This is a genomic window from Paenibacillus sp. XP01, from assembly GCF_057364885.1.
The window spans coordinates 1,732,442-1,744,729 of sequence record NZ_CP139481.1 but is presented as its reverse complement, the minus strand read 5'-3'; the positions used below and the strand labels follow the sequence as shown (position 1 = coordinate 1,744,729).

Here is a 12,288-nt window from a genome sequence, read left to right as displayed (position 1 = left end):
TGCCCTAGACTCGCGCCAGATAATCGACAACCGGATACGAAATCACGTTTCGATCCCGATACACAGAAGCTACCGCATCCGTATGTGTGCTGAGAATCCCGTTTTGAAGCATTACTGCCTTGAAGCCCCGTTCGAGCGCACCGTTGTATGTAAACAGAACACATTCCTCTGCAGCAAATCCGGCGATAATGACCAGTTTCACGCCTTTGCTTTCGAGCACCTGCTCCAGTTCGGTCTGCCAGAACGCATTCGAGCTCTCCTTGGTGATGATAAAATCAACGTCATGCAGATCGACTTCGGGAATGAAATGAAGCTGCTCCCGGCCGGCTTCGTCCATACCCTCCACGTCCTGCACATGAACGACAAAGTGACTGTTGGACCGAAGCTGGTCCGCCACGTGATTGATGTACTCGCAAGCGTGGTCAATCGTTTGTTGATCCAGCTTGTTCCTTACGACCGTTTCCTGCATGTCTACTATAACCAAAGCTATACTCAATATATCGACTCCTATCGTGGTTCAACCCTCTCCCCAAAACGATTCAATCAATTGCTTCAGATGCCGCTCTGTTTCTTCTGTATCCCAGTGTTCAGAAAAGTGATATTCATGACTGTAATGATAGGCATCTTTCAAGTCGGACCGATCAATGATATCGTTTTCGAGTTCAGGAGGAACTTCATCATAATATGAAAATTGTACCATGAAATCCCTGTTATTTCGTATTTTATTATTGAAATAAGATAGGGTGGAAGCTTCCATGCCGCTCACGATCTGGTATAGTTGCCCCGGCATAAGGAGTCGCAGCGCTACATCTGCAACAACAGCGCCTCCTCCCGTCATTTCCACATATTCTATATTGCGTGCATTGATGCGTTCCAGTACATCGTTCACTTGTAAAATGTGCTTCTCTTCAACGGGAAACCTGACCTTCATCCATGGTTCGAGTACAACGGGCGACGCCTGATTGTAGGCTTCTCGGAACCCAAGAAATCCGGCGATTTTGTAAGCCATCATGCTCGCATCCGTGCTGTTGTAGGAACCGTTGAGCAGGCGTACGCGGATGTCCACAATGGGAAAGCGTCCTAGAATTCCACGGTGCATGATGCTCTGAATACCTTCGTCAATCGCCGGAATATATATTGCCGGGATAACATTCTCATCCTCAACCTCATTGATAAACATGTAACCCTCGCCTCTGGGCAGCGGTTCGATGGCGATCCAGCAATGGCCATAAGTATCCCTGCCGGAGCTCTGCCTGATAAAGCGTCCTTCGGCCGTGACTGCTTCACGAATCGTCGTTTTGTACAATATTTGCGGATCTCCTACCGACAACCCCAATCCAAACCGATCTTTCAATTGTTCTGCCATTTCTCTAAGATACCATTCGCCCGGACCTGAAATAATGATCTGTTTATGATCCTCATCCGTGTACATATCAAAACTCAAGCCCTCGTCAGCCATGTTCTTTAAGGCACGGAACATACCTTCAAATTCTCCTTTGGTATCCGGTCTCGATACCGTTATGTACATGTAATTTTCAGTGTTGCTGATCTGCACTTTCTTCACTCCTCCCTCCTGTTTTAGCCTCTCGAATCTTCCCAGAATGAATCCACATAGTCACTCAGATAACGATCCTCAGACTCCTTGCCCCACTTTTCCCATTGAAAAAGATCCCGGTAATAGGCATCTGCCAAACGGGATGTCGCAATTATCGTTTCCTTCAAATCCTCTGGGACCGGATCATAATACGCCAACTCTACGGTACATTGCCCGGCACTTTTCAGGTTTTCTTGGATCTGCTCACGATACTGAAGCCACTCCCTTAAAGGAACTTCGGCTTGCAACGAAATGCTGCCATCCGCATGTTCGCTCACATTACTGTTAGGACCAAGGAGTTGTGCAGCAAGTGACAGCAGGTTGGCATTGTTGTGGGTTACCTTCATTTCAACGTTCATATACGGCTCAAGAAGAACAGGATCGGCCTGACTGTACCCATTCCTAAAACCTATAGATGCAGCAACCTTATATGAAAATGCGTTTGAATCCTTTTCATGGTATGCCCCGTCATACAAACGGACTAAGACATCGACGATAGGCAAACCGCCGGTAAGTCCCCTATATAACGTGCTCTTCACACCTTCTTCAACCGCTGGAATATACTCCTCGGGAATCACTTCATCATCTTCAATCATATTTACAAATACATACCCTTCGCCTCGCGGAAGAGGTTCACACCTGAGTGAGCAAACGCCGAATTTAGGTATGCCTCCTGCATACCCCCTAATGTATTTTCCTTCGGATTCCACCGTTTTTCCAATCGTGGTTTTGTACAAGACCTTTGGTTTGCCCACTAGCATCACTTCCAACCCAAACTCATGCCTTAGCCGCTCCATCATCTGATTGAATTGTTGCTCCCCTTGTACCGCAATGATGAACTGTTTTCGAACCTCTTCCCCGTAAACCGCAAAATTCAATCCCTCTTCTGCCAAACGTTTAAGGGCCAGCAGCATTCTTTTCAGTTCTTCCTTCGTCTTAGGCCGATCAATCGTGTAAGTCATGCAGAGATCAGCCCAATGAACGGTTTTCATCATAATCCCCCCTCTTTTAATCTCTGAATAATTCATCCAGCATCCGTTTCCGGTTTTCCAAAAAGCTGCGCGTGATCTGATAATGCTCTGTCTCCTCATAGTCCACCGTACAAATGCCGCTCTCGTCAAACCTCCAAATCTCCGCATCCGGATATCCGAGCAAAATCGGGGAGTGCGTGGCGATGATGAATTGGGACGTGGATGACATGTCATGCAATATTCGCAAAAGGGACAGCTGCCGGGCAGGCGACAACGCTGCCTCAGGCTCGTCCAACAGATAGATGCCTTTCGAATCGAAGCGATTCACGAACAAGCTCAAAAAAGATTCGCCATGTGACTGTTCCAGCAAAGAACGACCGCCGTATCGCTTAATTGCTCCTACATCGTCAATATGCTCGGCAAACTGATAGAACGATTCCGAACGCATGAAAAAGCCGTTAGACATTTTGGGCAGCCAGGCCAGACGCAAATAATCGCCCAACGCCGATTCGGAGGCATGCACGTCATAGACGTTGTTCTTCCCGCCTCCGGCCGTGTTGAAGCCGCATTGGTGGGCAATGCCCTCCAGCAGCGTCGACTTGCCCGAGCCGTTCTCCCCAACGAAAAACGTGACGTTGCGTCTGAATTTCAGCCGGGTCAAATGTTTGATCGCCGGGATAGTGAACGGATATTGACGCGGCTTGTCCACGTGCTCTTTCATCAATTCCACGCTCCGCAAAAACATGGGCTCACTCCTTTTTTTGATGGGTCAGTCTATAAAGCAACCTTACCTTAAGGTTTGGCTTTCCCCGTTCGCAATGCAAACGCATAGTCTTCTCGTCCGTTCTGCAAGGCAATCCGGCTGGCTTGTTCCCAATCGTATTCGACCAGGACATGCTCCACAACCCAGTTCCCTGCTTCCTGACGATGCGCCAGAACATACTCTGCATAGGGAGTTCCGGATTCCATGACATGTGGATAGGGCTCTTCGTCCTCATAGGCGGGCAGTCCGACGCTGCCGGCATTCACCACCATTTTCCCTCCTGGTAAGTGCAGCGATTTGAACACATGGCTATGCCCGCAAAACACGACCTTCTCCGGGATCGGATCAAGCTCCTTTTCCAATCGGTCAGCATCCTTATAATGAACCCCATCGGGAGTTACCTTTTCCAGCAAATACGCATGATTCAGCCAAGGTGTCCCGTGACAGAACATTAACCCTTCGTAAGACCAGGTTGCTTGGAACGTACCGATCCATGACAGCATGGTTTCATCCAGCAGCGGCCTGACGAAAGCATGGGTAAGCGATTCATGCTCTGCCTTTAGCAGCAGTTCGTCGCAATTCCCCATAATGTGAATCATATGTTCATGCCCCATCAATAGTTTTGCGGTCGCCAGCGGATCGATGGGGCCAAACAGGCTGTCTCCCAAGTTAACGACCAGATCCGCATCTCGCTTGGCAATGTCCTGCAGCACCGCCTCCAGCGCAAGATGGTTGCCATGAATATCGGATATGACAGCAATCGTTTTCATGTTTTCCCTCCTATGGAGCTGTATGTTATTCCATCATACACCACGCCAACGGAGTTTCGGGACTTATTTCGTCGCCGTAACTTCTCATGGGGATCGCTTGCCAGCATTCCTCGGGTCACGTTTCAAGTCAAAAAAGGAGCAAGCTTCACGCTTGCCCCTTTCAAGAACGGTATACGAATCTGCGCTGCGCCCAATAGCTGAACAGGAAAATGGTCACTTCCGTCAGCACCTTGGCAATGATCAGTGGAATGATCAACTGTTGGTTATAGAAATACAGCAGGCCGTAGTTCATGAACAAAACCAGAACGACGAGCGCGAAATATTTTGGCATCGATTTGCTGATCTTCGACGTTTTGCCGCCTGAGAAGACATATTTGCGGTTCATCGTATAATTGAAGATCGAGCTGCACAACCTCGCGGTCACCACCGACAGGAACAGATTGCTGGTCATGTATTGGATGAGGAACAGCAGCGCAAAATCAATCAAAGCCGATATGACGGACGAGGTGCTGAACATGAGAATCGGCAAGTAGATGCGGTACGAGTCGACGAGCGGACGAAAGTGGGACGATTTGTTGTGATCCAGATACACCGTATCAATGAACACTTCCGTGACGGGGTACCCTTCCTTGTTGGCGTTCAGCAGCATGTTCATCTCGTACTCGAAACGGTCGCCCGGAACCTCGCAGAGCCAGTCCAGCATGGAATACGGAAAACCGCGCAAACCCGTTTGCGTATCATACACCTTCGTTCCGGTCGTTAATTTGAATACACCTCTCGTCACGCTGTTTCCGAAACGGCTGCGAAGCGGGACCTTGCCCGCAAACTTCCGGCTGCCGAGCACCATGCCCGGCTCGATTTGCTGCTGCAGCGCGTCCACGACGCGTTTGATGTCATGCGGCAAATGCTGTCCGTCGCTGTCCGCGCAGACCACGTATCCTTGAGGGCCGAATTCGCGTATGTGCCCGAAACCCGTTTTAAGCGCCCGCCCCTTTCCCAGGTTGACGGGATGAGTCAGGACAGTACAGCCATAAGCTTCTGCCGTTTCGAAGATTCCCCGGTATTTCGGGCCGCTGCCGTCATCCACAATGACGATGGGACCAAGTCGGAACGTCTGGAGCTGCATGATCAGGTTGAGCAAACGGACATCCGGCTCATATGCGGGTATTAAAATCGTCATGATCATTCACTCTCCTTCAGGTACAGGATGTCGCTTACGCCGCGTTCACTGTTTTTGCCCAGCGGATTGTTTACGACTCTGCCCATGAAATACATCGTCGACGAACCGCCGCCGTCCAGATTGTAAGCCTCGGTCGCCCCCAGATCCTTCATCGTCTGCGCCAGCTCGGCGAGCGTCATGCCCCGGCTGTCTTGCTGACGTCCGTCAACAACGACGAACACATAATGGTTCGGTGCAATCATGCCGATGGCGGTGCGTGGATTCGCATCCTGAATGGATCGGTTGCCAAAGTTTTTGTCGATCTCGACATGGCTGAAATCACTCGTAATCTCGCCGTCCTTTACCAGGATCGGCCCAAAGGACAACGTATTGGCCACTCCTTCGGCCAGCAGTTCCGAGGAGGAGACCCCCGTTTCGCTGTACGTCTTCATCGTACCGTCGCTCAGCAAAGCCATCGCGTCCCGGACCGGTTCATCCCGGTAGAGCGTGCCATTGCGAATAATGACGCCATCGTCACGAAAACCGTAATAGTCGCCGTTGATGGCAAAGATCGCATTGTTCGCTGCAGCAATGTCCGACGTATCTTCGGTAATGTTCGTTCCGAAGCTGTTGTCTGCCAAAGCGGCTTGCAGGCTGCTGGCATCCTTCATCACAACGTCGGCAACATAGTAGGTAATCTGGTCCGAACCGGAGCCAGTCTGGACCTTATTGATGCTGATGTTCAGGCTGTCGCTGGAATAGTTCCAGTCATCGTAATTGGCATTGGCTTCTGCGGCAGTCGTCGTGACGTCGGTCGATGAGCTGGCCTGTGCGGTATTGTCAGCCGCAACGACGACTTCGACGTGCCGGATCAAATAACGGTCCGCGAGGCTGTACACGACGGTTCCGAGGCCCAGGACCACAACCATCGAAGCCGTCAGCCAGATGCGTTTTCGTTTGCTTTTCGTGCCGGAGCGCTGCTCCCGTGGGGGATTATATGGTTTCATCATTGGACGTTCACCTCATCAAGTTCTTTCTTAAGCACATGATAGAGCCGGTTGCTTAAATGAATCTGAAACATGTCGGCTCTGCCGAAGGGCAAAAAAAAGAAGGCCGCCCTCCCTTTATTCAGGGATAAGGCTGCCTTCATTACTTTTGATATACCTTGGAAGGAAATCATCGTTCCAATCGTTATGCTTCATTTGAAAAGAGTGCATCGTAGGCCGGGCAAGGGCGTTGGGTCAAAAACTCCGTGAGCGCTTCCGGTTGCTGTACATAAATGTCTTTCAGCGATGTACCGTTATAAATGTTGCCGATGACGACCGGGTGGCATAATTCGCAGATCAGGATGTCTCCGTTGCCGTGCAAATGCAGCTGCTTCGTGCCGTCCACGCAGTTGGAGAAGTATACACCCGGCTGTTCATGTAACCCGAGCCGCTCGGCAAAACGATCCATACACGTGAAATACAGCATCGTATCCTCCCGTTTGTTCGCAATCAATTCATTCACCGATTGAACTAGCGCTTCCTGCGTCGCAATCCTGTCCCAATTGCTGTGCGGCATGACGATACTGTTCTGTATTTCATGGATGCGTACGCCTAGCTCATATACCTTCTCGCTGATCGCCGCCATATTGGATTGGGTGCCTTCGAAAAGCAGCGTCTCCAACACTGTCTCCAGTCCGGCTTCCGCACACATGCGGATGTTCTGCTCTAACCGCGCATACATCCGAGGATGCACTCGGTAATAAGCCGCGTATTCTTCCGCATTGGTATAATTGAACGAAATATGGATGTTGGACAACCCTGCGTCACGCAGCGCAACAATCCGCTCCTCCGTCAGCAGGCTGGCGTTGGTGTTCAGCTGTGTATCAATGCCATGCGCCCCGCAGTAAGATACGATGTCCAAACAATCCTGGTACTTCAGCGTCACCTCTCCCCCGGACAAGCGCACACGCTTCAAAGCAGGAAGTTCACGGATGATGCGTATAACCTCCTCCCCGCTGATGCATTGCCCGTCGTCCCGGTTATAGGCGCAGCAATAATCGCATTTGTAATTGCAGTTGGAGGTGACCCCGACCTCCAGTCCTTCCAAATCGTATACGCCGGGGGTTTCAAGCTCCAGCGCTTTGTACTTGTTTTTTGCAGTCATGCCATAGACCTCCCGTACATCCTGATTCGGCATAGCCGATAACCCAAAAAGTATACAGGACTCACGTACGGCCTGAATATGACATTTCCCATATGGCATACTCGTCCTCAGCTTTTCAACGCCATTGTTCAAACAAAGAAAAACCATCTCCCGGAAACGGGACATGGTTCTGCTGCCATCAGAAAATATAAAACACGATACCGTTCCCCTCTGCCACGCTCTTGGCATAAAAACGCCCGATTTCGTCCAAGTTGACCTTCAGATAGTCGTAAAATTCCTGTTGTTCGTCTCCCTCCACAAGAGGGTAGATCTGCTCGTCCACCATCGTTTGGAAGTCATAACGTTCCTTCAGCTCATCTTCGGTCACCCTTTCCAAATAAACCGCTGCTTCCTTCACTTGATCGACAAATAGATAGAACGCACCGAAACTCTCAAAATCGAGATACTGCTCGTCCCGCAGAGGTACGACATAGCCTTGCGGCGGTTCACCGTCATTCAACTCTTCGGTTAACCAAAAATGAATGCCTTCCCAAGACTTATCAATATCCAATCCCTCGTATTTCTGCAGATCCACGTCATTCAAAAGCAAACTGCCTTCTGCTAATTTCACGATTAACTCGTTCGGCATTGCCACATATTGTCCGATCATTCCCATGGTTTGGCCCCCTTATCCATAAAATCCACCCAGATGTATCCTGAATCCCGAAATCTCCGTGGAAAAAGACGTCAATGCTTGAGCTGGAGTATCAGGCATTTTTCCTGATGCGCCCTTCATAACCGTACCCTAACTGTCACTACATCCTGACTCAAAATCCACACGAATGATGGCATAGAGCTTCAAGTCCAATCTCTGTTCTTTCACCTGCATATAGCTCCGGAGTGTGCCTTCATAGGTCATACCTGCCTTCTCCATGACTCTGGCTGATCCTATATTTTCCACCATGCATTTCGCCTCAATACGCTCAAGCCCCATCTCCTCGAAGCCAAAACGGATCACCCGGCGAATAACCTCGCTCATGATGCCTTTATTCCAGGTATGCAGGAGACAATACATATCCAAGCTCGGCGGTAAGCTGACTTTGATTGCAATTGACATAGTTGCAGCTGCCAATCAGATTTCCTGATCCTTTGTCCTCGATCCCCCATGGCCCTATTTTTCGCGTCTCGTACTGATTTTGGATAAAATCGATAAATCCCCGAGTATCTTCCCTGCTCTGATGCGCATCCCATGTTGTGAACTGCGAAACGACGGGAATCGAGCAATATGCGTACATATCTTCCAAATCTTCATGCGTAATCGGCCGAAGCCAGGTACGTTCCGTTTCCAGCCTCGGAAATGGATCAAAGCATTGCTCCATCGTTTTCATGAAACCGCCCCCTGATTTTTGAATCACAAATCTCATGGAATTTTGAATGTTAGACTAATTCATCTAAACACTTTGAAGAAACACCCTAGTAGAGTAACGTACGAAGCAAATCTTTATTTCCAAAACTTATTGCCTGTTTCTCTACAGAATCATAACTTACGAATATAGGGAAAAACTTAGGGATGACTGTAAAGGAATATTCATTTTCATTAACATCTCTATAAAACACATCATAGTTTCCAAATTCTGAACTATATTCTATTTTTTCATATTTAAAATCACTTCCATATTTAGAAATAACATAAATTTGTGATGAAAATACAGCCGTTTGCTGTTGCACCCTAGGAATCTGCTCAAGCAAAATTATAACTACAATTATACCCATCAATATCTTGATTTGCTTTAATCTTTTATTCTTCATACTACTCCCTCCCTATGTATTCTCGATCATTAGGTAAACGAGCTCTGATTATTAAAAGTTACATAGCGTCAGGAGAAATAAATCGAAATAATCATTTTTAACGTCTTATCAGGTCAATCTAATGAAGACACGCCCTCTCTAGTGATTGTTATAAAAATTATACTTATATCGAGGGCCTTGAAATACCATAATAATAAAAGGGGGCCCTTTAGACATTATTATTCATGCATAAATACAGAAGCAGTCCAAAGTGTTAGATTGCTCTTATCTTTTGAGATAAACATACTCACAAATGGCTTTTACTATTTTTCTCGCTCACGACCCACTGATCCTGCCTCTGCTCAATGACATGCATACTTGTATGCTCTGCCGGAAAAAAAGGAACCCGATTCGTCCACCGTTCTCCGGATAAATGATAATATAACGCGTTAATGACGCCACCATGGGTGACGAGCATAACGTTGGATTCAATCTGCCGCACTGCAAGCTTGGCGCACAATTCATCGAATGCTCGCGTAATTCTCTCGTAAAAATGCGCCGGGGTTTCGCCGCCCGGAAAAGGGGTATCCATCTCCAGCGTATTGAAATACACGCCGGGATACTTGGCTTCTGCTTCCGAATGCGGTATTCCGGCCAGCAAGCCGTTATTCATTTCACGCCATGCCGGCAACAATTCGGCTTTTAACCCCACCCCTTGTTCAAGCACCTTGACCGTCTGGGCAGCACGCGTGAGGTCGCTGCTCAGCAGCGTTCGAATACAATATTGACTCGCCTGGCGCTGTAAATGTTCAGCAAGCCGCTCCGATTGCCGAATACCTTCATTCGTCAAGCCCCGGCTGCTCCATCCACCCCGGTATCCTTCCTCATCGCTCCCATGCCTGACCAAAATGATTTTCATAATGACACGCTCCTGTTATGTCTGATTGCAATCAGTCACAACCCCATAATCTCACCAGTCCAACTTGAACTATAAGATGACGTCACTTTGCCAGGTATGGATGAGGACGTCATTTCATTTCAGTGTGGCCGACCGAAGGCGATGCCGCTGTTCCTGTTCGTTGAAAGCAGAATCATAGGCTGCCTTTAACTCTGTCCACTCCCGGAATTCCGTGTTAAACCGATGATCCCCCCACAAATATCCTTTGATGTCTCCGGTTCGTTCATCGCTCCAGTCCCCGATCAGAAATCCTTTCCACTCTTCTCCAAAAACGGAACCCAGCGTTCGCGATCCAGTGTAAGGTTCTGTTTTGACGAAACGCTCCAACCCTCCATCAACTTTATCCACGATTAAGGCTCCGCATTCCGTACACTGGTATATCGTCCTTTCCAGCTTGGACAACAACCTGCGCATATGCATGGCTGCATGCTCTTTCTCCTCAGCAGAAGGTCCCGACTGCTCAATGGCCCGATCCATCGCATCCATCAAATCATCCCAGTCCTGATCCGAAATCAGATGCCCTTTATACGAAAGATAGTCGGTAGAATCCACAATGACGCCACCGCATGCGCAGCTAATTTTCATCGTTCCCCCTCCTTCTTCGTTTCACGTTGATTTCGCTTATTTAGCTTCTCCGGTGTTCACCTTGTCATGTTCTGAAAATACATAAACATAGCTATTCTCGCTTCCTTGGTATTCTTCATATAAACGAATCAATTCCAAGGTCTGTTCCCGGATCAATTCAGCCTTTCGCAAAAGGGACGCACTCGTAGCCAACGTTCCGTAGCTTCTATTCGCAGGTTGTTCCTCAATATCTGTAAAAGAAAGTTTCTCCAGGACGGCAGCCTGTTCCACGAATGCTTCATAATTTTGTTCAAGCCGATCCAACGCGTCCCGGTCCTCTTCAAAATCCATTAACGTCCGCAACTGGCTTATTACGTTCTGCCACTCCTCCCCCCAAGCCTGTGAATATTGCTGCGTAAACTGATTCATTTCCATCGTGGATGCGGACAACTCAAAATGCTCGTCAACGCCGTAGGACCGGTCAATCACGTTATCATACGACGTATCCGTTACGGCTGACGCTATCGCAGGCCCTTCGTCCGGCGGATTTGAATTCGATTCTCCAGAATGATTCTCTTCTTCCGTTCGTGCCGCTGCTCCGTGCTCCTGAGCGTCGTTAACATGGACATCCAATGTCTCTGCCACCTTCATTTCGCTGGACAAAGCACTGCCGGAAGCATCGTCCTTCATACTCTCTACCGTTGGACTTGCACTTGAGCAACCTGCAAGCAGCAGCCCGATCACCCCAGCCACCAAACCTAGCCCATATTTCCTCATATAACCTCCAGAACGAAACGATTAAAATGGTTGGAACTTCAACACAAACGTATGGGTTAACCCGATGTGCTATTTCGACCTCGCCAGGCGAAATCCCAAATCCTCGATCCCGAATGTCGGGTGACTGCGCCGTCGGCACGTCGCACCGCAGCCTCTCGCCTCTTCCGCCCAGCTTCCTCCGCGAAAAATGCGGTACGAACCATAAACCTCCTCATCGTAAAGATCCCAGCACCATTCCCAAACGTTGCCGAGCATGTCGTAAAGTCCCCATGCATTGGGTTCTTTCTGTCCTACGGGCTGGGGCTTGCCGTTGGAATTTTGCGCATACCAACCGATGTCATCCAATTCCCCGTATCGGTAACCGGCTGTTCCGGCTTTGCACGCATATTGCCATTCAGCTTCCGTGGGGAGCCGATAGCCGTCCGCTTCCTTTTTCCATCTGACCGTCTGACCATCCTCATGAATGCAATAGGATTCGGGCAGTCCGGCTTGCTGCGACATGGCATTACAGAAACGTATGGCGTCGAACCAGGACACATTCACCACAGGAATGCGCCCCTCGGAAGATGAAGCGGCGTTTTCCCCGGTACGCGTAAGGGAAGCATAAAGCTCCTGCGTGACCGGATAAACTGCTAATTCAAAGGGCAGAATCGTCTCGGTCCATTGCGTCTTTTTTCGATCATCCCTTAATTCAACAACGCCCTCTGAAATCTCCACCATAGGTGGAATGTGAATTCGATCATTTGAACCTGGCATCGGATTCCCCCTTAAAATGAAAGAATAACTGGCGGTATGCCTTTCTCTCCTTCATATC

General features: G+C 49.0%; 16 protein-coding genes. All 16 read right to left on the bottom strand.

Translation table 11 applies throughout. The features are described 5' to 3' along the window. Window positions 1–4 precede the first annotated feature (4 nt). Window positions 5–496, bottom strand: a complete 492-nt coding sequence (locus SNR34_RS08025) for a cysteine hydrolase family protein (protein WP_236416172.1) — start codon at window positions 494–496, stop codon at window positions 5–7. A gap of 21 nt (window positions 497–517) precedes the next feature. Further along, window positions 518–1,564, bottom strand: a complete 1,047-nt coding sequence (locus SNR34_RS08020; protein ID WP_486181637.1) for a translation factor GTPase family protein — start codon at window positions 1,562–1,564, stop codon at window positions 518–520. 14 nt (window positions 1,565–1,578) lie between these two features. Further along, window positions 1,579–2,586, bottom strand: coding sequence for a translation factor GTPase family protein (locus SNR34_RS08015; protein ID WP_486181636.1), 1,008 nt, complete (start codon window positions 2,584–2,586; stop codon window positions 1,579–1,581). A 16-nt stretch (window positions 2,587–2,602) separates the two neighbouring features. After that, on the bottom strand, window positions 2,603–3,310 hold the full coding sequence (locus SNR34_RS08010) for an AAA family ATPase (RefSeq protein ID WP_486181635.1): 708 nt from the start codon (window positions 3,308–3,310) through the stop codon (window positions 2,603–2,605). A 47-nt stretch (window positions 3,311–3,357) separates the two neighbouring features. After that, window positions 3,358–4,098, bottom strand: coding sequence for a metallophosphoesterase family protein (locus tag SNR34_RS08005; protein ID WP_486181634.1), 741 nt, complete (start codon window positions 4,096–4,098; stop codon window positions 3,358–3,360). A gap of 160 nt (window positions 4,099–4,258) precedes the next feature. Beyond that, window positions 4,259–5,278 carry a GtrA family protein gene (locus SNR34_RS08000; RefSeq protein WP_486181633.1) on the bottom strand — a complete coding sequence of 340 codons (1,020 nt, stop codon included), beginning with the start codon at window positions 5,276–5,278 and terminating at the stop codon, window positions 4,259–4,261. A gap of 2 nt (window positions 5,279–5,280) precedes the next feature. After that, window positions 5,281–6,267, bottom strand: a complete 987-nt coding sequence (locus SNR34_RS07995) for a phosphodiester glycosidase family protein (protein WP_486181632.1) — start codon at window positions 6,265–6,267, stop codon at window positions 5,281–5,283. A gap of 181 nt (window positions 6,268–6,448) precedes the next feature. Next, window positions 6,449–7,408: a radical SAM protein gene (locus SNR34_RS07990; protein WP_486181631.1), complete on the bottom strand. Its 960-nt coding sequence runs from the start codon at window positions 7,406–7,408 to the stop codon at window positions 6,449–6,451. A 178-nt stretch (window positions 7,409–7,586) separates the two neighbouring features. Next, window positions 7,587–8,063, bottom strand: a complete 477-nt coding sequence (locus SNR34_RS07985; RefSeq protein ID WP_339276929.1) for a YfbM family protein — start codon at window positions 8,061–8,063, stop codon at window positions 7,587–7,589. 129 nt (window positions 8,064–8,192) lie between these two features. Beyond that, window positions 8,193–8,426: a GNAT family N-acetyltransferase gene (locus tag SNR34_RS07980; protein WP_486181630.1), complete on the bottom strand. Its 234-nt coding sequence runs from the start codon at window positions 8,424–8,426 to the stop codon at window positions 8,193–8,195. 7 nt (window positions 8,427–8,433) lie between these two features. Continuing rightward, the gene (locus SNR34_RS07975; RefSeq protein WP_486181629.1) at window positions 8,434–8,775 is read right to left on the bottom strand and encodes a GNAT family N-acetyltransferase; all 342 of its coding nucleotides are present in this window, start codon (window positions 8,773–8,775) and stop codon (window positions 8,434–8,436) included. 85 nt (window positions 8,776–8,860) lie between these two features. Further along, a complete protein-coding gene (locus SNR34_RS07970; RefSeq protein ID WP_486181628.1) occupies window positions 8,861–9,196 on the bottom strand; it encodes a hypothetical protein in 336 nt (111 codons plus the stop codon). Between the two features lie 286 nt (window positions 9,197–9,482). After that, the gene (locus SNR34_RS07965) at window positions 9,483–10,094 is read right to left on the bottom strand and encodes a histidine phosphatase family protein (protein WP_486181627.1); all 612 of its coding nucleotides are present in this window, start codon (window positions 10,092–10,094) and stop codon (window positions 9,483–9,485) included. A gap of 114 nt (window positions 10,095–10,208) precedes the next feature. After that, complete coding sequence (locus SNR34_RS07960; protein ID WP_486181626.1) at window positions 10,209–10,718, bottom strand: hypothetical protein; 510 nt, start codon at window positions 10,716–10,718, stop codon at window positions 10,209–10,211. A gap of 36 nt (window positions 10,719–10,754) precedes the next feature. After that, on the bottom strand, window positions 10,755–11,474 hold the full coding sequence (locus SNR34_RS07955) for a hypothetical protein (protein ID WP_486181625.1): 720 nt from the start codon (window positions 11,472–11,474) through the stop codon (window positions 10,755–10,757). A 69-nt stretch (window positions 11,475–11,543) separates the two neighbouring features. Beyond that, complete coding sequence (locus SNR34_RS07950; protein ID WP_486181624.1) at window positions 11,544–12,230, bottom strand: formylglycine-generating enzyme family protein; 687 nt, start codon at window positions 12,228–12,230, stop codon at window positions 11,544–11,546. Window positions 12,231–12,288 lie beyond the last annotated feature (58 nt).

Coding starts and splice junctions, on each gene's coding strand:
- SNR34_RS08015 (WP_486181636.1), bottom strand. CDS start 2,586: ATGAAAACCGTTCATTGGGCTGATCTCTGCATGACTTACACGATTGAT.
- SNR34_RS08010 (WP_486181635.1), bottom strand. CDS start 3,310: ATGTTTTTGCGGAGCGTGGAATTGATGAAAGAGCACGTGGACAAGCCG.
- SNR34_RS08005 (WP_486181634.1), bottom strand. CDS start 4,098: ATGAAAACGATTGCTGTCATATCCGATATTCATGGCAACCATCTTGCG.
- SNR34_RS08000 (WP_486181633.1), bottom strand. CDS start 5,278: ATGACGATTTTAATACCCGCATATGAGCCGGATGTCCGTTTGCTCAAC.
- SNR34_RS07995 (WP_486181632.1), bottom strand. CDS start 6,267: ATGATGAAACCATATAATCCCCCACGGGAGCAGCGCTCCGGCACGAAA.
- SNR34_RS07990 (WP_486181631.1), bottom strand. CDS start 7,408: ATGACTGCAAAAAACAAGTACAAAGCGCTGGAGCTTGAAACCCCCGGC.
- SNR34_RS07985 (WP_339276929.1), bottom strand. CDS start 8,063: ATGGGAATGATCGGACAATATGTGGCAATGCCGAACGAGTTAATCGTG.
- SNR34_RS07980 (WP_486181630.1), bottom strand. CDS start 8,426: ATGAGCGAGGTTATTCGCCGGGTGATCCGTTTTGGCTTCGAGGAGATG.
- SNR34_RS07975 (WP_486181629.1), bottom strand. CDS start 8,775: ATGAAAACGATGGAGCAATGCTTTGATCCATTTCCGAGGCTGGAAACG.
- SNR34_RS07970 (WP_486181628.1), bottom strand. CDS start 9,196: ATGAAGAATAAAAGATTAAAGCAAATCAAGATATTGATGGGTATAATT.
- SNR34_RS07965 (WP_486181627.1), bottom strand. CDS start 10,094: ATGAAAATCATTTTGGTCAGGCATGGGAGCGATGAGGAAGGATACCGG.
- SNR34_RS07960 (WP_486181626.1), bottom strand. CDS start 10,718: ATGAAAATTAGCTGCGCATGCGGTGGCGTCATTGTGGATTCTACCGAC.
- SNR34_RS07955 (WP_486181625.1), bottom strand. CDS start 11,474: ATGAGGAAATATGGGCTAGGTTTGGTGGCTGGGGTGATCGGGCTGCTG.
- SNR34_RS07950 (WP_486181624.1), bottom strand. CDS start 12,230: ATGCCAGGTTCAAATGATCGAATTCACATTCCACCTATGGTGGAGATT.